Raw genomic sequence first — 21,464 nt, 5'->3', positions numbered from 1 at the left:
CCCAACTAGTATGGCTCCTTTCTGTCCGTACTGTTCGTTTCTCGAACCGTCCGGATCGCAGTGGCGTTCTCTTCGACGTCGTGGACGCGGACGATATCCGCACCTCGCTCGGCCGCCATGGTCGTCGTTGCTACCGTCGGCGGTAGTCGATCGTCGATACTGCAGTCAACGCGCTCGAACATGGACTTGCGGGAATGGCCGACCATGATCGGACAACCGAGAGCACGCAGTTCCCCCAGCCTGTCGACCAACTCGAAGCACTCTGTGGCGGACTTTCCGAAGCCGAGTCCGGGATCGACGATGATCTGATCGCGATCGAGTCCCGCCTGTTCGGCGAGCAACACTCGTTGACCGAGTTCACGGATGACGTCCTCGACGACATCGTCGTACGCCGTCGATCGGTCCGGATCGACCGGGGCATCTACGCTGTGCATGACGACGACCGGCGCATCGTGGTCGGCAGCGACGAATCGCATGTCCGGATCTGCTAGTCCGGAGACGTCATTGATTATGTCTGCGCCCGCCTCCAGGGCGGCGTCTGCGACAGCGGCTCTCCTCGTATCGACAGAGATTGGCACGTCTGTCCCGGAGATGCGTTCGATAACCGGGACGACACGCTCGATCTCCTCCTCAACCGTGATCGGATCGGCTCCCGGCCGCGTACTCTCGCCGCCGACGTCGACAATGTCCGCGCCCGAGGAAACCATTTCACGGACTCGTCGTACGGAGTCCTCCATCTGAGCGTACCGGCCGCCGTCGTAGAAACTGTCCGGAGTAACGTTCAGGATACCCATGACTGCCGTGTCGGCATCCCACGGATACTGGTCGGCCTCTTCGCTATCGCTGATAATCTCCCTGAACCGTTCCGAAACGTACGAAAGTCCCAAATCACTGCTTTGGATCGTGTCGGCCAAACGTTCGTACTGGGTGGCAGTTCCAGATAGGACGACGGATACATGTCGCCCGGGAGAATCGATCTCTGAGACGACACACGTCCCGCCGATGGATTGCATCGTCTGCTGTAGATACTCCGCCTGCTTCTTGCGCAACTGAATTTTGAACGTATTGGTGACAGTGTCTTTAGCGATACGGTTGGCGAACCCATCCTGAACGTACGCTTCGGAGAGAACGGATCGCGCAGCGTCGAGTGTATCAGCTTGTTTTGGGATCTGGCGCTGCGTCCATCGATCGCGAGCTTCGGCGACGACGTACAGTGAACCGGTGATCAGTACGCAGTCGTCGCTGTCTGCCGAGTTGAGCGCCCGTTCGACTGCCATTTGTACCGTCTTGTCCCGCTCGATCTGGGCTGTGTACGTCTCGAACGCTCCTGTTAGCGTGTCGAAGGACGCGGCCCGACTCACATCTGGCTGACAGAGGTGGAGCACGTCCGATTCAGGGAGTTCCGCTGCCATTCTCGAGTGGTCTTTTTCTTTCATCGCGCCGAAGACGAGGTGTAATCCGTCGAACTCGTACCGGTCGACGAGATCAGCGAGCGTCTCGCACGCGGCCGGGTTGTGAGCACCGTCGAGGATCACCAGCGGGTTGGTCGACATTACTTCAAACCGACCCGGCCAGTGGGCGCTGCGGAGTCCGAGTTCGATCGCAGAGGTCTCGACTTTCGCTACTTGTCGGGCGAGAGTCGCCGCAACTCCGGCGTTGGTCGCCTGGTGCTGGCCAAGCAACGGAAGGTTCGTCTCGACATTCCACTCCCGACCGAGTATCAAGACGGTTGTTTCGACCTGCGAGGTCATTTCACCCTCTCGGGCGATGGTGTCGGCCTCTGCTTCGCCCACAGTGACGACCTCCGTTTCGGATCGGATCGCCTCGAGCGCTTCGCCATTTGCACTCGTTACGAGCTGTTTCCCGTCCGGTGCGACTTGCGCTTTGTCTCGGGCGATCTCTTCGATCGTCTCGCCGAGAACGTCGGTGTGCTCTAGGCTCACGTTCGTGACGGCACCGGCCACTGGGTCTACGACGCTCGTTGCGTCGTGCCGACCACCGATACCGACTTCGAGGACTGCCACATCGACGTCTTCACTGCCAAAATGCTGCAATGCGAGTACGGTCAGTACCTCAAAGTACGTTGGACAGTCACCGTCGCCGCGCAGTCGTGAGAGACATGGTTTGATCTCCTCGACGAACGATCGGACGCGTTCCTTCGAGACTTTCCCTCCGTTGATCCGGATCCGCTCGCGGAAGTCGTTCAGGTCTGGGGAGGTATATAGGCCGACGTTAAGGCCCGCTTCCCGCAGTACCCGTTCGAGCATCACCGCTGTGCTCCCTTTCCCGTTCGACCCCGCTATCTGGACGCAGTCGACTTTCTCGTGTGGATCTCCGAGAGCGGATAGCATCCTAGCGGTCGTCTCCGTCCCGAGCTTCGGACGGGAACGGTCCAGACTCTCCAGATAGTTGACTGCCTCGTGGTACTCCATGTCAAATAGGGACACCGGTATCGGTATTAATGTGTTGCCGCATCGCTATCTCGGCCGGTTAGCGTCCACAATCAGGTGTCTCTACCGAGAAAATAGCCCTCGATTCATGGTCGGCACTGCTCACGTATCCACAGCTTGTAGTGTGGTTTATATATCGAGGTTGGGGTGCCATCCTTGTCCTGCCACCGATCTGAAGTCGCGTTTCGCACCGCCTCTGCTGGCCGACCGGTCGCATCTTTTGATAGAGTGCAACCCTCTGTCGGCCAACTGCGTCTTACGCTTTACGGGCACCGTGTTGTTTATGAAAGTGTGTGACGAGATCCCCATTATGGCCACCGACTCGACGAACAATATAGCGGCCCAAGAGCCATACGTGACCGAGTTCGAGGCGACCGTTCGGTCCGTCGACGGTCGTGCGGTCCGTTTGGACCGGACGTATTCTACCCGGAAGGGGGTGGACAACCGGCCGACAACGGATTTCTGGACGGTATTGACGTCACCGACGTGCAAAAACGAGACGGGGAAACCATCCATATCCTCGCGACTGTGCCTGGCTTCGAAGCGGGAGAGGCCGTCACGGGTCGCATCGACGAAGAGTTCCGGACCTACTGCATGCGAGCGCACACGGCGAGTCACTTGATGTACGGTGCAGGACGGAAACTGTTCGAGGACCCCGGATACGGCGGATTCGATATCAGTTCGGAGAAAGGTCGTCTGGACTTCGAAACTGATCACAATCCGGACGACGTAAACGCTGTCACGTTCGAGCGAATGGTGAACGAAGTCGTCTGGGACTCGCGGAACGTCACGTGGGAAGAAATGGACAGTGAGCGCGCCCGTCAGCGCGACGACGTGGTGTTCAACGTAACTGACGACGGCGAATTGTCTGATACCGTTCGCGTGGTCGAGATCGACGAGTGGGATATCGCGGCCTGCGGTGGTACCCACGTGAAGAATACCGATGAGATCGGGCCGATATCGGTGTTGGACGTCTCGAATCCAGGGTCCGATCTCATCCGCGTCGAGTACGCTGTCGGTCATACGGCCATCCAGACACGGATCGACGATAGAAAGAACGCCGAACGTGCGGCGGACGTGCTGAATACGAGCGTCAATGACCTTCCAGAACGGGCTACCAGTCTCGTACAGGAGAACGGTTCTCTCACGGAAGAGATCGACCAGTTACACGAGCGTCTGTTGGAGGAACGCCTGACGACCCTGGCGGACGAAGCCGTATCGAAGAACGGTGACGACTGGCTAGTCGGCGAAGTCGAGGGGATGGGTCCAAACGACGTTTCCGAGCGAGTCAGAAAACTCGCTGGAGACGCAGGGGACGTGATCGCACTTACCGGCGTCAACGGTAGTTCGTTCATGGTCGTCGCGACGACGGGCGAACCGGACGCCAGCGAGATCATCGACGATGTCACGGCGGAGTTCGGCGGTGGCGGTGGCGGCGGTTCGACCTTTGCGCAGGGCGGTGGGTTGGACGAGGAACCGACGACCATCGTCGAGTACCTGCGGGAGCAGGCGTAGCCGCTTCGGCGCACCATTACCTGGAGCGACTGCACTTCCGCTGTCGCTCGGTATCCCATACACCGTACGTCTTCCTTCTCATGTTGTCAGAATTCATTGGCATATTGCGACTCCGAAAACACATCGTATCCCCCGTGTTTCAGGAGGAACAAGGTTAATTACCGGAGGACTGGAAGTCACGTCCGGAATGCCTCTCAAAGAGAGTGAGACGTCCGCTTCGGCGGACTACGGATCACTGCTACGTGAACGCAAAGCTTCTCTCGAATCGAACCGATGGAAAACGAGTAGAACGACCGACGGCAGTAGTCGGAGGATGCAGGTATGACTCGCGAGTGGACTGAGATAACGGTCGTGGGCGAAGACGATACGGGCCTCATCGCCGAGGTGACCTCCTTCCTCTTCGAGCGCAACGCCAACATCGTGGACCTCGACCAGGCCGTTCGGGACGGTACGTTCCGGATGACTATGGAGGTCGATACATCGGAGATGGTCACTACCCAACTGAAGTTCCAGGAGGACCTCGAGGACCTCTGCGACGGGTTCGGGGTTGACGTCCAGGTTCGGTTCCCGTCCGACTGCGAGAACCAGTCCATCGCCGTCCTCGTTACCAAGGAGAGTCACTGCCTCGAAGCGTTGCTCGAGGCCTGGAACAGCGGCGAACTGGACGCGGACATCGAGGTAGTCATCGGGAACCACGACGACCTTCAGCCGCTCGCGGCGCAGTACGACGTTCCCTTTCACGATATCGGCGACGAGAAGGGGGCTCCCAACGAAGAAGAACTGCTCGACCTGCTTACCGACTACGACATCGACCTGATCGCGCTGGCTCGCTACATCCGCATCCTCTCGCCCGAAGTCGTCTTCCGCTACGAGAGTCGGATCATCAATGTTCATCCGAGTCTGCTCCCGGCATTCCCCGGTGCCGCTGCGTACAGACAGGCTCTCGAAGAGGGAGCCCGCATCGCCGGTGTCTCCGCCCACTACGTGACCACCGATCTCGACCAGGGCCCAATCATCACCCAGCGGTCGTTCAACGTCCCTTCGGATGCCACGGAGGCAGACCTCAAGCGGCTCGGCCAACCGCTCGAAGCCGAGGCCCTTCTCGAAGCGATGAAGCTCCATCTCGACGAAGAGCTCTCCGTGCAGTTCGGACGCACCGAACTCGAAATCCCGACGAGACCGACACGCAGCTCGGCGCTCCCCAGGAACTTAACCGGCTGATCCCCGACCAGCCGGTCGACGGCTTCGACGCGGTGGCTGGCGACGAAACGGACGAGACGGCGACGGCGGATGACTGACTCGCGGCGCCTTTCAAGCTTGACCACGGGGTCCGTCGCAGAGGCGACGAGAGAGTGATTTCTTTCCCGTATTGCGCTAGACGAACCGGCACGTTTTCCAGTTCTCCGCAACACATCAAGTAAATAATCTGTTGTGGACGGTGCGAGCGAGTCTGTAGCGGACGTGTCCTCGTTCCGACCGCGACGCCAATCATGAACATAAAACTGCAATAACGGCCTCTGTATCGTCGATATTGTAGGGGGCCACGAACCATCACTCTCGGTGATGACGGGAGATTCATTAGACGTCGACACGAGATGCCATACGGTATGGTCACATCTTCATCCGAGATTCCGATCACTGTTATCAGCGGACCGCTGGGTGCAGGCAAAACGACGCTAGTCAACCGACTGCTGAACAATCCCGGCGATAGGCGAATCGCCGTCATCGTCAACGACATGGGCGAGGTCAACGTCGACGCGGAGTTAATCGCCGACGAGACGGAGAAGAGTGTCGTCGACCTCTCGAACGGGTGTATCTGCTGTCGGCTCCAGGACGACCTCATCGCTCAATCGACGCGGTTGGCCGAGGAGCGCTCGTTCGACCACCTCGTCGTCGAGGCGTCAGGAATCAGCGAACCGGTTCCCATCGCTCGTACGCTCACGGAGGGGACAAAAGAAGACAGCCTTCCGGACCGGTTCCGCCTCGATACGACAGTTTCGGTCGTCGACGCCTACGGGTTCTGGAAAGCGTTCGATTCCGAAGAATCCCTCCCGGATGCTGCCCCGGACCCGGAACGCCCGTTGACCGAGGTGTTAGTCGACCAGATCGAGTTCTGCGACGTGTTGCTGCTGAACAAGTGCGATATGGTACCCGACGATGCGCGGGAGTCTATTGAGGCCGCCATCCGCGAACTCCAGCCGCGCGCGACGCTTCATCGAACGACGTACAGCGATGTCGACCCGAGTGACGTTCTCGACACCGGATCGTTCGACTTCGAAGCGGCGCGGCGGCAGCAAGGCTGGAAACGAGCCCTGTCGGGAGAAGCAGCAAACGAGGATCCGGGTCACGACCACGGTGGCGATGCCGTCTCGGCGGCCGAGGCACACGGAGTCGGGTCGTTCGTCTATCGGCGAGAGCGTCCTTTCCACCCTGAACGGTTCGACGCGTGGCTCGACGACTGGGACAGCGAGATCATCCGCGCGAAAGGGTTCGTGTGGGTAGCGAGTCGCCCAGAGACGGTTCTCGGGGTGAGTCAAGCCGGTCCGTCTGTCCAGGCTGGCCCGATCGGCGAATGGGGCCATGATGATCCGGCGACGCGGCTAGTGTTCATCGGTAGCGACCTCGATGAAGCGGCCGTAACCGATGAACTCGACGGCTGTCTGGCGGCATCCGACGAACAGACCGAAGAGTACTCTACCGATCCCTTCCCCCGCGGATCCGCTTGATCTCCGTCCGGATCCGATCCCTTCGCTGGTCATTCCAGCGCCCGCAGAAGCCTCACAGCCGACGTTGATCCATCGCCGGTTACTGTCCGGTTCGCGTCGTACTCGGGTACTCGTCCACGTCTCGTACTCGGTCCCTTGCGTCCAGCCGTCTAGGTACGAAAAACTCTGTGTGAGTGATCTGCTACCACATGACTCAGAGCGACGTAGTCACGCTAAAACGGAGGCGTCTGATCGCGCGAGGGTTACGGTTCCAGCAGGACCTTCGTGACGCCTTCCTCGCGGTTGTCGAACTTCTCGTACATCTCCGGCGCGTCCTCTAGGTCGACGCGGTGCGAGACGGCCCAGCTGGGATCGGCACGCCCTTCGATAATCATGTCGCGGAGTTCGCGGTTGTACTCCTTGACGTTGCACTGACCGGTACCGAGCGCCTGCCCCTTCTCGAAAAGGAGGCCAAAGTCGATGCCAAGACGTCCCTGTGAGGCCATGTCGTCCGGTGCTCCGGGGTCTTCGGGGACGTACAGACCCGGAATCCCGAGTTCACCGGTCGGGCGGACCGTCCGAATGAGGTTGTTGATGACGACAGCCGGGTTCTCGCGAGCAGGGTCATACGCGCCGTCACCTTCCTTATCTGGATCGATGGCCTGATATCCGACGGCGTCAACGCCCTTGTCGACGCCGCCGCCGTGGATGTCTTTGATCTGTTCGACCGGATCTCCCTCCTCGAAGTTGATCGGCGTCGCGTCGCAGTGTTCCTCAGCCAGTTCGAGGCGGCTGGGAACGCGGTCGACGACGTAAATCTCCGCGGCACCCTTGAGCTTGGCGCTGTAGGCCGCCATCAGGCCCACCGGACCGGCGCCATAGATAGCGACGGAGTCACCGGACTGGAGGTTGGCGAGTTCCGTGCCGTGCCAGCCGGTCGGGAAGATGTCCGCGAGCAGTGCAAACGAATCCTCGTGCTCGTCCCCGTCAGGCAGTTTGAGCGCATTGAAGTCCGCGTACGGAATGCGGAGTTTCTCGGCCTGACCGCCTTGGTATGGCCCCATCGCGACGTACCCGTACGCGCCGCCGGCGAATCCGGGGTTGACGTTCGTACAGAAGCCCGTGTAGCCGTTCTCACAGTTCTCACAGAAGCCACAGGCGACGTTAAACGGCGCGACGACGCGGTCGCCCACCTCGAGGGAACTCACCGCGTCGCCGACCTCGGTCACGATACCCATGTTCTCGTGCCCGAATACGATCCCTGACTCCGCGGCCGTCCGCCCTCGTACATGTGTAGATCGGACCCGCAGATGCACGACGTCGTGATGTCGATCACGACATCGTTCGGGTGCTCGATCTGGGGTTGCTCGACTTCTTCGACTGCTACCTCGCGTTCGCCTTTGTAAACGACGGCATTCATGGACATTGATCGATATCTCCACTGTTACCTGCGAGCGGACCATATTTATATTCAATGTTTATAATACCGGTTAAAACTCAAGATGTGAAAATCCCAACCGTTGGTGGGAAGGATGCGTTCTACATATCTGTCTTTCACCATATACTCGCATTGGAATGTTGGCACGAGGAGTCAAAATGGCTCCTTTTAATTGGACGGATGACAGCTTGAGCATAGAGGGATCAGCACTGGCAGTCGAGATGTGCTCGCAGCCTCTCATTTTCGTGGCGGTGGCAGCAGACAGAGCATCTCGACGATCAGGCGAGATCGGCTCACAGTTTCGTGAGTTCTCCGTCAAACTTGTTGATCGCTGGTGGTCGCGGCTATCATCGGTATGGTCGTCCTCGGAGACGATGTTACAATAACGAAATTTGCTGGAATCGTGTTCGCCGTCATTGGTATCGTCCTAGTTACTCGATAGATCGGCGCTATACAATCATCGTGTGTGAGTCGGTACTGCCGGATAGAAGCAAATTAAAGCATGTTCTCAACACGGAGAAGTAGGACGCTCCTCGCTGTGTCATTCTTTGTAGTGCTGAGATTGGTTTAATTTCAACCCGTTACACCCCCATCTGTACTAATCGGCCTAACTCGATCGATCTGGAGTTCTTTCCGTGTTACACATGTACCTATAGTGAGCGGTGTTTCCACGAGAGTTTGTATCTACAGACGAGAATTTCAACAGAGCCAATTGGACACCAGTCTACTCCACGTGGCAGGCACGTCCGAGCGCTGGGAAATCTAGATGCGGATGCCTGACTGAGGTGCACTCAACTAGTACTACGATGCGTGCGGGGAACACGCTGTCCGGTGGACGTCTCCTCGCGACGGATATCGATATGAACGTGGACTCAAGGACGGAGTTTACGTTCGTTTCGGTCTACGGCGTACCGACGCCCGATCGCCATCCGCTCTCTGTCATGTTTCTCCCCGCTCCCACTCGACACCCCGAAAATCAGGGTTGTCGGTTATTACGAGTTATACGCGTCCTGTGCGAGCTGGTGGAACTTGTGGACGGTGTGTTCGTTGGGGCCGAGTTGGGCCTGTGCGAGCGCGCCCGTTTTGAGTCCGTTCCACTGGCGCTCGACCAGTTCGAAGTCTTCTTCTTGGAGTTGGCGACTCGTCCGGACGAACTCTCGCTCTTCCTCGGAGAGGTCCGGATCTTCGAAATAGTAATCCGCGATCAGACGGAAGCGACCAGTGTCGATGGGATCGATGATGTAGGTGCCGTAGCCGTCGGCGGTCCCGTACATGTTGACCGTGAAGTTCGGCCAGAAGTAGTGGAACTGTGCCTCGTGTTCGTCGTGGATGCGCATCTCGTCCTCGACGTCTTCGGCGTGGGTGTAGTGAAGCACCCAGTGGTAATCGTTGACCTCGAGTTCGGACTCGTTGAGCGAGATGCCTTTGATCCAGTCCTGATGGTTAGCCTGGCAGTGATCGCACTCCGAGTAGTTGCTCGCGAACACCTTCCAGTTACACTCGACCTCCGAGACGATCCGAGTTGCGTGTTCGTACTCCCCCAGCGGGAGCGCCTCGAGTCGGTCTTTCATCACGCCGGCCTGCTCAGCTAGTGGCATCGGATCGTCACTCAGGTTCACGAAGAGCAGCGGCCCGATGCTGTCGACGTGAATATCGTCTGCTTCCTCGAGTTCGTCCGGATCGATACGTTCGGGATCGGTCATCGGCGTATCGTCTACGATCGCCGAGCCATCGTGGGCCGAAAAGTTCTCGAAGGCACGCGCCTCGCCATTTTTGTCCCGGACAACGACCAGGTTCCGACCACCGATGTCTCGGGTGAAAAACTGACCTGGTTCACTGATACTATTCGAATGGCCCGCGTAGACCCAGTACTGCCCGAAGATCTTATCCTTTTCGAGTTCGAATATATCGTCTTCGGTGAAGTACTTCGCCGGTAGCGCGTTCGATTTCTCTGTGATGTCTGAACTAACTGGCTTCGTCTGGGTCTCTTTCCACTGCGTCATGCAGTCGCATAATCGAGAGAAGCTATAAAAAGGGTTGACCAGTTATATAGAAACCCATTATATGACCGGTCACGGTATCGATAGATAGACAGCCAAATAACGGATACAGCACACAGAGACGATGTGTCCGATCTTGTTCCTTGTCTGGTGGGTTCGTGCCGTCAAACACGGTCCCGCTCGCGTTCCGAACGGGACATGTCGATGACGTTTGCACGGCAATCCGGTGCGTGCGCCCATCTGCACGGGGTTCCCGTCTCGGGTCTGACTCTCGCTTTCGCTGGTAGTCGGATGAACTCGTACCAAGAGGGCCTTATGATTTGCACACCGAAAGCGATCGTCAGAGCGGTTATGACGACTCGATCGACGCTGGAGAGCGGACACTCCTCCCGATGAGAGCGTCCGAATCTCTTCTACAGAGCTTTCGAATGTAACTAAGTGATTTGCCATCAGACTCGAAACATAATCGCAGTGGGATCCATGGAGACGCGCTACGCCCGATTGACAACCAAACTAATAAGATACCAGATGCGTTGTGGTTGATCAGCCAGTGATTCAGATTGGCAATTACTGGTGGCGGATGTGCACTGTCGTTGATCCTGAGTACGTCGGGCCGTCCCCGTAAATCGGCCACCGAACGATCAGTTTCACCGCTAACCACCGACCAAGTACGCCCTATCCCAAGTGGCAACGCTGTCGCGTCGGCGGCTAACCGCTGCCGACAGCGACAGCTCCTCACCGATCGTTGAGAAGAATCAAACCGATTACTGTGACCGACGACGGAACTCAGGCTTCAAACCGGCTCAGCTGAAGATGTCTTGTGAGGTACTGAATTTAGCCTCGCAGGCAGAATCACAAGCGAGAGGTTGTCCTCTCCTGCGAACATAGCATCTCCGTTAAGCCCGCTCCGCTCGATATTTGGTGCCTATAGACAGGGGCGCCTATGATTACAAACGTATAGATGTAATATAGGGCGTGTAAAATAGTGCCGCTCGCCATAGTCATACGCAATACGGTCGCCAAAGAGAGTGCTGATGAACGAGCTATCGACGAAAACTACCGAGAGATGGACAGATAATCGGCACAGCTAGCCTAACCTAATTCCTCTCGCGATCAGCTTTCTGGAAGAGAACAGGGAGTCACGCTATGCGTTCGGGACTCCTCACGAGTCGCCCCGCTTGAGAAGTGCATACCTGGGATACTGTCTCCGGATTAACGTCGCATTCCAGATACCGTACTGGCTGCCGGTGTCGACATGAGATGGTTTTCACCCGATCACCAGCCACTACCCACAGGCGGATATCGGACTATTGCTGGGAGCAGTCAGAACGACTACCGCGTTGCGTTCGCATCGAAATCGAGGTCTCATCACTACCCTAGTCAGAGAACTCGAATGGTTTGCGAGATTCGAGAACCCGACAAATAAGATATTTTTCACTATGAGTTTTCCAGTATTCATGCGCCCCGGTTGTACTCGTCCGTGAACGCAGCTACTTCGCAATCAACGCGATAGCGATCCTAACCGATAGAATTCCCACTGCATCGGTCATCTGCAGGGATTCTTTCAAGAAGATGACTGCGATGACCGCTACGACGATGAAATAAAGGGCGCTAATGGTCGCCACGATCACAGTATCACCCCTCGCAAGCGCTGCGTATAGGGTTATGCCCCCGAATGTCAACGAGTGCAGCGGAGAACAAGCCAGCAGAGACCACGTCTGTCGGTGTTTTCTGACTGATCCCGATCACGTAGGAGATGACCAGTGCCGTCTCCGGAAGGAGGGAGTTCATCGCGAGTCTAACGAAAATTACCCATGGTCCCCACATAACTATCGTCACGATAGCTGGGAGTCCCGGAATATTTTCGCTATAGATCCAATTATATATGTATCACTATTACTGTTGGCAAGGTAATAAGCGGATTGAGAGTCGAACCCCAACGACTGCCTCGGCTAACAGATCGATTAAGTCGTCACGGCCGCGGCGGAGGTTTTTGGCAGAGACAGCATAAGCCGTTCTGTCACGCTTCCGCTATGCACTGTAGTCGTGCTCGCTGAGGTTTATAATCTCCTGTCATTTATCACGTCTACGCTTATTGTTTAGTGGGGTGTCACAGAAGATACCGATGCAATGTCCCAAATGCGAACAGACAATGGTCGAACCGTGCGAACAAACTCACCCAATGTGTGAACAGTGTGGACACGTTCCGTCTCTCGGAGCGGACTAAAAGTCTAATCTTCAGCGCTGTTGTTACTCTCTGTTCTACCGCGTCACTAGGAGTAGCCACCTATTTCCGTCGACCACGGAGAAACCAAATATGGACGATGGGAAACAGACCCGGTTCGGCGCCAAAGGCGAATTAGAGACCGATAGTGAGACGGACGCGACTGATGACGAGTCGGAGTCGATTCACAGTGATTACGGCGATGAACTCGGCGAGAACGAGACCAAATCGGGAGCGAATCGGTACGTGGTCTCCAGTTTACTTCAGAAAGCAGTTCGGCGATCGGACGAGGAGATCGCGGCGTGGGCCGCGTGGGAGCTAGTCCGATCGGGATACGCATGGAACTTCTGGAACCGGATCAACCTCTACGTCGTCGAAGACCTGCGAGCGGGTCACGAGATCGCCCTCGTAGTGAGTCGCTACGAGGAACTGGCCCGCGAACGCTGGTCCGAAGACTCCTGGCGCGGACGGCTCTGTGCGGTCCACGCCGCCCTCGCGGCTGCTCGAGCCCCGTCGTCTCGCGAGGCCGCACACGCCGACGATTACTTCGGTGAACTCTCGGAAGAACGGGCGACCGCACTCGAAGAGGACCGGGAGCCTCGGTACGATCATCCCCTCGATGAGCTCGAACCCGGCGGAACGTACGACGCCGTCTTCGACCAACACACGTACGAGGGGAAGCGACTCGGTCGCGATGGCGCCTTCTTCAGGACACACGGCGCCCGCGTCGGTCCAGAGGAAGAACCCGAACTGAGCCGTCAGTGGCGACTTCGAAGTATGCGACTCGAGGATCGGGACTACACTGAAAACGAACTGGCCCGCGCCGTCAGGCCGGTCGATCCGGACGATAAGTGGCCCGAAACGGAGGAGACTCGTTGAGAGGAGTAGTTATCAGCGGTCTGAGGCGCGGTCGCTGTATTCTGAGGAACGTCAGAACGCGCCCAGATGATCGTCCTGTGGTTCGTACAGTCCCCGGTCATCCGCACCTCGTGGATCTCGTCTATCGTCTCACCGATTGATAGCCCGCGTTCGGACATAACTGCCGCGACGACCCCGATCGGGACGCCGTTCTCGTATTGTTCCTGTAATTCCCAGACGACGTCCTTGAGACCGTCGCTCGTGATGTCCTCTTCTAAATTCAACTGTGCGTGTTTGAACTGTACCTCGTGACCCGTCACGCGATAATGACGGCGGTAGAACTCGATGGTTTCGTTCGGAGCGTCGGTTTGCAGATCGACGTCGCACTTCGGACAGGACGCGACGTACGGTGCCTGATCTTGGGTACTCATGGGTTCTGTGTCTGATTGTCGTGTTTGAGTAGTGATCGGTTATGTCGCAGCGATACCATCACGAGTCGTAGGCGTCCTGTGCGAGCTGGTGGAACTTGTGGACGGTGTGTTCGTTGGGGCCGAGTTGGGCCTGTGCGAGCGCGCCCGTTTTGAGTCCGTTCCACTGGCGCTCGACCAGTTCGAAGTCTTCTTCCTGGAGTTGGCGACTCGTCCGGACGAACTCACGTTCCTCCTCCGAGAGCTCGCTGTCCCGGAAGTAGTAGTCCGCGATCAACTGGAAGCGGCCAGTGTCGATGGGATCGATGATGTAGGTGCCGTAGCCGTCGGCGGTCCCGTACATGTTGACCGTGAAGTTCGGCCAGAAGTAGTGGAACTGTGCCTCGTGTTCGTCGTGGATGCGCATCTCGTCCTCGACGTCTTCGGCGTGGGTGTAGTGAAGCACCCAGTGGTAATCATTGACCTCGAGTTCGGACTCGTTGAGCGAGATGCCTTTGATCCAGTCCTGATGATTTGCCTGACAGTGGTCACACTCCGAGTAATTGCTCGCGAACACCTTCCAATTGCACTCGACCTCGGAAACGATCCGAGTGGCGTGTTCGTACTCCCCCAGCGGGAGCGCCTCGAGACGGTCTTTCATCACGCCGGCCTGCTCGGCCAGCGGCATCGGGTCATCGCTCAGGTTCACGAAGAGCAGCGGCCCGATGCTGTCGACGTGCACATCGTTCAGGGCGTTCTCTTCGGCGTCGAACTCCTGTACTTCCTCGTCCTCAAGGTCGGGATTCAGACCGGCTTCATCGAAGCTCTTGGGCGTGCTTTTGAGTTCTCCCTCAAGGTCGTACGTCCAGAGGTGGTACGGACACTTGATTCGCTTTGCATCGCCGGGGTCGGTCATCGGTGTATCCTCGACCATCTTCGAGCCGCGGTGGGCGCAGACGTTGTCGAACGCCTTGATATCACCGTCGTGACCGCGGACGATGATCAGTTGTCGATCACCGATCGTCCGGGTGAAGTACTGGCCCGCTTCCGGGATGCAGTTGACGTGTCCGGCGTATACCCAGTACTGGCCGAACACTTTCTCTTTCTCTCTCTCGAAGATTTCCGGGTCGGTGAAGTACTTCGCCGGTAACGCGTTCGACTTCTCCGTGATATCCGAACTCACTACTTGCGTTTGTGATTCGTCCCACTGTGTCATACAGGACCACAGATGGCACACCCATAAAAAACAGTTCACCTGTGATACTGAACCACATTATAAACTAGTGAGGATTCGGGGGGTGTCGACGAACGGACGAAGCATCGTCCACACAGGAGAGCAGAAACGCATTCGTGATCTCGGCTCGTGACCAGTCGACGTGTTCCACGTAATCAGTTACCGATCCTGATGGAGGGTTGCAGTGACGGTGATCCAGGAAGGTGTCCCAGAAGAGTTCTGTCTCGTCGAGCGTGATCCCTGACTCTCACGCCGTTTTACGGGTAACGTGTCCAGAACGCGAACAGGAGGGGTGCCGGAGGACGCATCTACGAGGTGGTGCTCATCATTCTTTCTCAGCGGAAGCTCGTATAGCTGAGAGACACGCTGTGGCGATGGGTAGTACGGAGAATCGTGGTCTCAGCCGCTGATAGCGCTGCTGTGAATCCGCTTGGCGATCTCTTCACGAGTGTCTTCCTGATCGGGCTCGTGCGAAATTCTATGTGTGACGAGATCGATCAGGTTCAATTGCTCCAGTAACTCTTGGGTCCGTTCCCGGCCGAGGTCCAGTTGTCGCTGTACGTCGTACAGGGTCATCGACGACTCTATAGCATCTGCAACCTTTTCGATCGTGAGGCCGTCCGGGAGACCGAGCCCGTCGGCAGCGAGTTGTGTATTGGAGACGTCCTCGATCGGGTCGTCTCTGCCGGCCGCTGAATCCTGCTCCGACTCCGATTCAGGTGACGACTGCGCGTCCTCGGCATACTCTTTAGCGGCTACTCGGCCGTCTGTCTCGTCGACTGTGTCACCGGCATCTACCGCCGCTGTACTGCCGTCTGCCGTGCAGTCGTCCGCGTCGGCCTCGTCGGCTGTATCGTACGACGTCGGCTGGTGGATGCCGGCTTCGGTCATGTATCGCCGAACGGTCTCCGAGGCGACATCCATCTCGATGTACTCGGTCATCTCAGCGAACGTGTTAAAGGAATCGTACAGACACTGGAGATACTCGTCGTCTTCGTACGGTGGGAGGTCGTCGGCGCGTGCGGCGTCGAGTTTCTCCGCTACTTCGTTCCGGTCGCTCGCCGACTCCTCGTTCGCTACCTGGGTGTCCTCGTGCTCACCGATACCGTCCGCGTCGTCGACCGCTTCTCCACGAACTCCCGTCGCAGGACTCGTATCAGCCGATTCTGGCTCGTCGCCGGTCGCTTCATCGCTCTCGGCAGTGACTGGCGCTGACGGGGCTCGAGAGTCACCGGTATCGGCGGTTACTGCTTCGGAACGTCGGTGCCCCGCCTCTGTCTCGAAAGTAAGCGTGAACGTCGCCACCAGGGAGCCATCATCGGTCACGCGAGCGTCTTTTCGGATGGTTGATACGTCTTCGGGTACGTACTCGTCTAACCCCGGTAGCATCGATGGGGAAAACTGTATTTGTATCCCCCCATCATCCGTGATCGTCGCCGCCTGCGGTGACGCTTCGGTTCCCAATTCTTCTCCCGAACACAGGGAGACGGGAACGTCGAGTGTGACGGTTAGCCCGGTCTCAGATTCCTGGTCGGGCGTCTCCGCTTCGACACTGTGGATCCTCCCGCCATCCGACTCGTATCGCTCGATCACTTGGGAGAGTTCTTTGAACGGGGTACTGACACCCATGGTACAGAAACACAATTATTTGCTTGGTGGTATAGTTGTGCATGAGGAATAGGGAACCCCTTTATATAAAACGGCTTAGAGACGAGGAACATGAGTTGTTTCCTGCCCGACATATATGGCAATAGTCTCTGTCGCGCGCTCTAATGAGTGTAGTCGGACGGACGACAGTGGCGGTAGCTGCAGTTCTCGGAGAGGGCGGAATCCTATGAAGGATAGTAGCCACTTCGAAGAGACCCGAATCGTCAGCACTGATGCAGTCGCTGTCGCGGGTACTACGAGAACTGTCCCTGCGATCTCGGTAGACGTGAGGTGATCGTGGAGGCGTCACAGCGCAGCAATTCCGTTGAGTTCGATGCCGTGCTGTGCAGCCTGAACGTACACCGTCGGGCCGAGGCTGCCCTCGTACCGGTGGACGGTAAATGGAAAATCAGAGCCGGACGGCAACCGAGCGAGACGGCGCTCGGTAGCCGTATGCGTAGCGCGCTTGCGGTTCATACTGCATCTCCCGAGTATCAAGGCTTGGAAGTGTCGGAGAGGACGGGTTTTTATGCGCTTCCCGAACAGCAGCCAGTGTATGCACCTTGAGAGCGCAACGTGGACCGACGTCCAGGGCGTGGAGACAGATCTAGCGATGGTGCCGATCGGCAGCACGGAACAGCACGGTCCTCACGCCCCGCTGGGTACCGACACGCTCAACGCTGAGACAGTCGCTGAGACCACCGCCGAACGACTCGACGACCCCGTCGTCGTGTCCCCGGCAGTTCCGGTCGGCATCGCCGAGGAACACAGACAGTTTTTCGGAACGCTCTGGACATCCGAATCGACGTTCAGGTCGTACGTCCGTGACATCGTCGGAAGTCTGGCATCACACGGCTTCGACCGCGTCGTGCTGGTGAACGGTCACGGTGGAAACGCAGCGGCGCTCCGGGAAGTCGCCGGAACGATCACGCGCCACGACGATGCGTACGCGGTCCCGTTCACCTGGTTCAAGGAGGTCGGTGACCATACCTCCCGCATGGGCCATGGCGGTCCGCTGGAGACGGCATTGCTCCAGCACGCGAACCCGGTCCACGTGCGCGAGGAGTGTCTCGACGACGCGGCAGCGGAAGCCAGCGATCGGTGGGGTGACTGGCAGGGACGGGTCAATCTCGCGTTTGACTCGACCGAGTTCACCGAGAACGGCGTCATCGGCGATCCGCGCGAGGCGAGCGCCGACCTGGGTGAGGAACTGCTCGACGCCGCGAGCGAAGCGCTCGTGGAGTTGCTCGAAACCGTGGCCAAGCACGATCCAAACCGTCCCACACATCGGTAACACGGCCGTACACCGGCGACTCGTCCCGACCACCGCTCCTATCAGTGTCTCAGTGATGGGACAGATTAATTCGACAGGAGGAACTCCTGGTGGACTCCGAGCAGTCTCCAACGTGACCCGTGTGAGAACTGCGCTTCAGCAGAGCCACAAAGAAGCGACTGAAAGACGTCGGGAGTTCAGTCGCTCACCGGACGAGTGACTCCGTGTTTCCGTGTTTCTCGCTGATCAGTCGTCTGCCGTGATCGCTTCCTCTTTGACGAGGTCGTTCCACCGTTCGAGGCCAGCTTCGGCGACTTCGCGGTCCTGGCTCACGGCGCCGCCGGAGACGCCGATCGAACCGACGACTTCATCGTCTCGCTCGAGTGGATAGCCGCCACCGAAGATGACGATTTGGTCGTCGTCGGTCGTCTGGAGGCCGTATAGGGAGTTGCCCGGTTCGGAGGGCTCTGCCAGTTCGTGAGTCGGCATCTCCAACGCAGCCGACGTATACGCCTTGTTACGCGAGATACTCACAGAGGCCAGCCAGCCGCCGTCCATGCGGTGTTGGGCGATGAGGTTGCCCTCGCTGTTTGCAACCGTGATTACCATCGGGTTATCGATCTCGTCTGCTTTTGCTTCTGCCGCTTCTATCAGGTCTGTCGCTGTCTCCAGCGGAATGGACTCTACCATGCCAAGAGGAAGATAAGACGTTATCATAAAATAAGTTGCCGTTATTCCCTCGACACGCGGCATGATTTACGGGAAACTGGTGGGGAATTATATCTCATTGAAGGCTATGTATCCGGATATCCCCAGGATTCGCTTAATTTGTTCGGGAGGCTGCAAAGGGAAGCCATCATCCCGCGATTCAGCGTTACTATCGCCAAATATATAACATACATGATGGTTTGTGCTTCTCCGCAGCCTCAGTGATGCCTCCGAACAACCGTTAGCGTGTCCGTGCACGGAACCGAGCGCCGTCGCTTGGCGATGGCACCGTAGACTAACAGTGACATCACTGTTATCTCCAGCTACCTCGAAAACTCTAATTGTGATTTTTCTATCAGGTTTTGGGACAGATCCGAATGAGCGATAATTATATTTGTACCCGACCGACACCAAGGAGTGTACAATTATGAACGCAGACGACAGCTTGCCGGACCAAGCAGACACTGTTATTGTCGGTGCCGGTATCGTCGGGTGCAACCTGGCGTACCAGCTCACTGAACTCGGTCGAGACAACGTCGTCGTCGTTGATCAGGGACCGATGCCAACCACTGGTGGATCTTCCAGCCACGCGCCGGGGATCATGTTCCAGACCTCCGAGTCGAAAATCCTCTCAAAGTTCGCCAAGTACAGCCGTAACCTGTACTCGGACCTAGAGGACGACGACGGCGTTCAGGCCTACAACGAAGTTGGTGGTATCGAGGTCGCGCGGAGCGACGGGCGGATGGACTACCTACGGCGCCGTGTCGAGTGGGCCGAGTCCTGGGGGCTCCCGGACTCGGAGATCCTCTCGCCCGAGGAAGTCGAAGAGAAACTACCGCTCGTCGATACCGACGAGATCCAGGGAGGGTACTACTCGCCGACAGACGGCCAGGTATCTGGTGTCGTCGCATGCGCTGCCCTCGCCCGCGAGGCCATGGATCGGGGAGCAAAGTTCGTTCCGCACACCCGCACCGAAGACGTCGAGACCGAGAACGGGTCGGTCAGCTCGGTGATCACCGAAAACGGGACGATCGAGTGTAACGAAGTCGTCATCGCGACGAATATCTGGGCGCGTCAGCTGGGCGAGAAACTCGACGTTCACCTCCCGGTGACGCCAGTCGAACACCAGTACACGATGACCGAGTCGCTCGAGGAGCTCGCCGACAACCAGATCGACGTCAGCGATCACCCGCTGTACGAGAACTATAAGGGCGTCTCCGGAGACAAAGTCGACCGCCTGCTCGCGGGTCCTGATCGGCCGATCCTCCGCGATCAGGACAACGCGATGTACTTCCGGACGCACGGGGACTCCTACGGAATTGGGTCGTACAACCACGAATCCGTCGTGCCCGACCCGCAGGAGCTCGGCGGCAACGAGGAAGACGCTGAACAGGGCTCGATCCACGAGTTCACCGAGTACCATATGAACAACGCGACGCACCCGGATCGACCGGACAAGGCCCCGCGACAGGCCAGCAACGAACTGTTGCCGGCCACTGAGGGGAGGGAACTCGAACACAAGTACAACGGCATGTTCGCAGAGTCCCCCAACGGCCTGCCGGTGATGGGGCCAGTCCAGAAGTACGACGGGCTCTGGACTGCGGCAGCCATCTGGGTCACTCACGCCGGCGGCGCCGGCAAGGCGCTCGCCGAGTGGATGGAGAACGGCGTCCCCCGCCTTCCTGACGGGCCGATCGGTCTCCGTCACTGCAACGTCAATCGGTTCGACGCCCACGAAGGCAGCTGGGACTTCGCTCGAGACATCGGGGGCGAAGAGTACCGCATCGTCTACAACATCATGCACCCGAAGTGGGTGTGGACGGATCACCAGCGCGACATCCGCCGCACGCCGATGTACCACAGCCACAAGGAACTCGACGCCGAGCTGTGGGCCGAAGCCGGTTGGGAGGAACCGCAGTGGTTCGAGTCCAACGCCGACCTGCTCGCCGAGTACGGCGAGCAGATCCCGGACCGTGAGGGCTGGGAGGGCAAGTACTGGTCGCCCATCGAGGGCGCGGAGGCGCTCCACGTCCGCAACAAGGTCGGCCTCCACGACATGACGTCGTTCAACAAGATGGAGGTCGTCGGGAGCGACGCCGGAGACTTCGTCCAGCGCCTCTGTACGAACGACATGAACCTCGACATCGGCGACGTCCGGTACACCTTGATGTGTAACGAGGGAGGCGGCGTCCGCGCCGACATCACCGTCACGCGCGTCGACGACGACCGCTACCTCCTCCTGACGACGGGTCGCGAGGTCGGAAACAACCACGTCGCATGGGTCCGCGAGCAGTCCCCCGAGGACGTGGTCGTCAACGACGCCACCTCCAGCCTGGCGGCGATGGTCTGTACCGGTCCGAACGCGCGGAAGGTGCTCTCCAAGGTGACGGACGTGGACCTCTCCGACGAGGCGTTCCCGTTCTTCACGAGTCAGCAGTTCTTCATCAAAAACGTGCCCGTCACCGCGCTTCGGGTGTCCTACGCTGGCGAACTCGGCTGGGAGCTGTACACGCCCTCCGAGTACGGCGAGCAGCTCTGGGAGCACCTCATGGAGGCCGGCGAAGAGTACGACCTTCGCCCGTACGGCAACGGCGCGTTGAACGCCTTGCGTATCGAGAAGGGCTTCCGGCTATGGGGAGAGGACCTCCACACCGAGCACAACCCCTACGAAGCGGGCCTCGGGTGGGCCACCGACCTGGAGACCGACTTCATCGGGAAGGAGGCGGTCGTCGAAGCGGCCGAGGGTAACAACATCGACCACAAGGTCGCGTGCCTGACCCTCGACGACGAAGAGGCGACGATCCTCCCTCACCGTCCGATCTTCGACGGTGACGAACCGATCGGCTACGTACACAGCGCCGAGTACGGGTACACGGTCGGCGCCTGCGTCGTCTACACGTACCTCCCGCCGGAGTACGCGGAGCCCGGGACCGAACTCGAGATCCAGTACGAGGGCGAACGGTACGACGCGACTGTCCGCGAGGAACCGCTTCTCGATTAAAAGG

10 protein-coding genes and 5 pseudogenes are annotated in these 21,464 nt (G+C 58.3%); 7 read left to right on the top strand and 8 right to left on the bottom strand.

Translation table 11 applies throughout. From position 1 onward, the window contains the following. Positions 1–5: 5 nt before the first annotated feature. Entirely contained in the window at positions 6–2,432 is a 2,427-nt protein-coding gene (gene folP / locus K6I40_RS04180) for a dihydropteroate synthase (RefSeq protein ID WP_222914342.1), read from the bottom strand. Between the two features lie 328 nt (positions 2,433–2,760). On the opposite strand from folP, the pseudogene K6I40_RS04175 reads away from it, so the two are divergent. The 3 genes and pseudogenes from K6I40_RS04175 to K6I40_RS04165 all read left to right on the top strand — a co-directional run bounded on the left by K6I40_RS04175 (position 2,761) and on the right by K6I40_RS04165 (position 6,691). After that, a pseudogene (locus K6I40_RS04175) lies at positions 2,761–3,965 on the top strand (DHHA1 domain-containing protein). A gap of 321 nt (positions 3,966–4,286) precedes the next feature. Further along, a pseudogene (locus K6I40_RS04170) lies at positions 4,287–5,263 on the top strand (formyltetrahydrofolate deformylase). A 309-nt stretch (positions 5,264–5,572) separates the two neighbouring features. Beyond that, on the top strand, positions 5,573–6,691 hold the full coding sequence (locus tag K6I40_RS04165; protein WP_255681607.1) for a GTP-binding protein: 1,119 nt from the start codon (positions 5,573–5,575) through the stop codon (positions 6,689–6,691). 242 nt (positions 6,692–6,933) lie between these two features. Here the strand turns inward: K6I40_RS04165 and K6I40_RS04160 are convergent. Next, a pseudogene (locus K6I40_RS04160) lies at positions 6,934–8,090 on the bottom strand (glutathione-independent formaldehyde dehydrogenase). A gap of 352 nt (positions 8,091–8,442) precedes the next feature. Here K6I40_RS04160 and K6I40_RS27865 point away from each other — a divergent pair. Next, positions 8,443–8,550, top strand: a pseudogene (locus K6I40_RS27865) (EamA family transporter); the annotation flags it as partial. Between the two features lie 550 nt (positions 8,551–9,100). Here the strand turns inward: K6I40_RS27865 and K6I40_RS04155 are convergent. Then, positions 9,101–10,111 (bottom strand): SRPBCC family protein, encoded by a 1,011-nt coding sequence (locus K6I40_RS04155; RefSeq protein WP_222914338.1) that lies wholly within the window; start codon positions 10,109–10,111, stop codon positions 9,101–9,103. A gap of 2,314 nt (positions 10,112–12,425) precedes the next feature. On the opposite strand from K6I40_RS04155, the gene K6I40_RS04145 reads away from it, so the two are divergent. After that, complete coding sequence (locus K6I40_RS04145; RefSeq protein ID WP_222914336.1) at positions 12,426–13,211, top strand: hypothetical protein; 786 nt, start codon at positions 12,426–12,428, stop codon at positions 13,209–13,211. On the opposite strand, the gene K6I40_RS04140 is transcribed toward K6I40_RS04145, so the two are convergent. From K6I40_RS04140 to K6I40_RS04125, 4 genes and pseudogenes are all read right to left on the bottom strand, one after another. Further along, positions 13,130–13,621, bottom strand: coding sequence for a hypothetical protein (locus K6I40_RS04140; RefSeq protein ID WP_345779386.1), 492 nt, complete (start codon positions 13,619–13,621; stop codon positions 13,130–13,132). The genes K6I40_RS04145 and K6I40_RS04140 overlap by 82 nt on opposite strands. A 58-nt stretch (positions 13,622–13,679) precedes the next feature. Further along, positions 13,680–14,813, bottom strand: a complete 1,134-nt coding sequence (locus K6I40_RS04135; protein ID WP_222914335.1) for an SRPBCC family protein — start codon at positions 14,811–14,813, stop codon at positions 13,680–13,682. Positions 14,814–15,230: 417 nt separating this feature from the next. Further along, positions 15,231–16,460 carry a hypothetical protein gene (locus tag K6I40_RS04130; RefSeq protein WP_222914333.1) on the bottom strand — a complete coding sequence of 410 codons (1,230 nt, stop codon included), beginning with the start codon at positions 16,458–16,460 and terminating at the stop codon, positions 15,231–15,233. Positions 16,461–16,787: 327 nt separating this feature from the next. Beyond that, positions 16,788–16,955 (bottom strand): annotated as a pseudogene (locus tag K6I40_RS04125) (serine protease); the annotation flags it as partial. A 79-nt stretch (positions 16,956–17,034) separates the two neighbouring features. Here K6I40_RS04125 and K6I40_RS04120 point away from each other — a divergent pair. After that, entirely contained in the window at positions 17,035–17,772 is a 738-nt protein-coding gene (locus K6I40_RS04120; RefSeq protein WP_222914331.1) for a creatininase family protein, read from the top strand. A gap of 225 nt (positions 17,773–17,997) precedes the next feature. Here the strand turns inward: K6I40_RS04120 and K6I40_RS04115 are convergent, their stop codons facing one another. Continuing rightward, on the bottom strand, positions 17,998–18,441 hold the full coding sequence (locus K6I40_RS04115; RefSeq protein ID WP_222914329.1) for a heme-binding protein: 444 nt from the start codon (positions 18,439–18,441) through the stop codon (positions 17,998–18,000). A gap of 445 nt (positions 18,442–18,886) precedes the next feature. On the opposite strand from K6I40_RS04115, the gene K6I40_RS04110 reads away from it, so the two are divergent. Further along, positions 18,887–21,460, top strand: coding sequence for an FAD-dependent oxidoreductase (locus K6I40_RS04110; RefSeq protein WP_222914327.1), 2,574 nt, complete (start codon positions 18,887–18,889; stop codon positions 21,458–21,460). The last annotated feature ends 4 nt before the right edge of the window (positions 21,461–21,464 follow it).

It is taken from the genome of Natrinema sp. SYSU A 869 (assembly GCF_019879105.1).
In the GTDB taxonomy this organism is placed as follows: Archaea; Halobacteriota; Halobacteria; order Halobacteriales; family Natrialbaceae; genus Natrinema.
The sequence above is the reverse complement of the archived record's forward strand: the minus strand, read 5'-3'. Positions and strand labels throughout refer to the sequence as shown.

Bases quoted from the DNA above. Each gene is read 5' to 3' on its own strand.
- folP (WP_222914342.1), bottom strand. From the start codon at position 2,432: ATGGAGTACCACGAGGCAGTCAACTATCTGGAGAGTCTGGACCGTTCC.
- K6I40_RS04165 (WP_255681607.1), top strand. From the start codon at position 5,573: ATGGTCACATCTTCATCCGAGATTCCGATCACTGTTATCAGCGGACCG.
- K6I40_RS04155 (WP_222914338.1), bottom strand. From the start codon at position 10,111: ATGACGCAGTGGAAAGAGACCCAGACGAAGCCAGTTAGTTCAGACATC.
- K6I40_RS04145 (WP_222914336.1), top strand. From the start codon at position 12,426: ATGGACGATGGGAAACAGACCCGGTTCGGCGCCAAAGGCGAATTAGAG.
- K6I40_RS04140 (WP_345779386.1), bottom strand. From the start codon at position 13,621: ATGAGTACCCAAGATCAGGCACCGTACGTCGCGTCCTGTCCGAAGTGC.
- K6I40_RS04135 (WP_222914335.1), bottom strand. From the start codon at position 14,813: ATGACACAGTGGGACGAATCACAAACGCAAGTAGTGAGTTCGGATATC.
- K6I40_RS04130 (WP_222914333.1), bottom strand. From the start codon at position 16,460: ATGGGTGTCAGTACCCCGTTCAAAGAACTCTCCCAAGTGATCGAGCGA.
- K6I40_RS04120 (WP_222914331.1), top strand. From the start codon at position 17,035: ATGCACCTTGAGAGCGCAACGTGGACCGACGTCCAGGGCGTGGAGACA.
- K6I40_RS04115 (WP_222914329.1), bottom strand. From the start codon at position 18,441: ATGGTAGAGTCCATTCCGCTGGAGACAGCGACAGACCTGATAGAAGCG.
- K6I40_RS04110 (WP_222914327.1), top strand. From the start codon at position 18,887: ATGAACGCAGACGACAGCTTGCCGGACCAAGCAGACACTGTTATTGTC.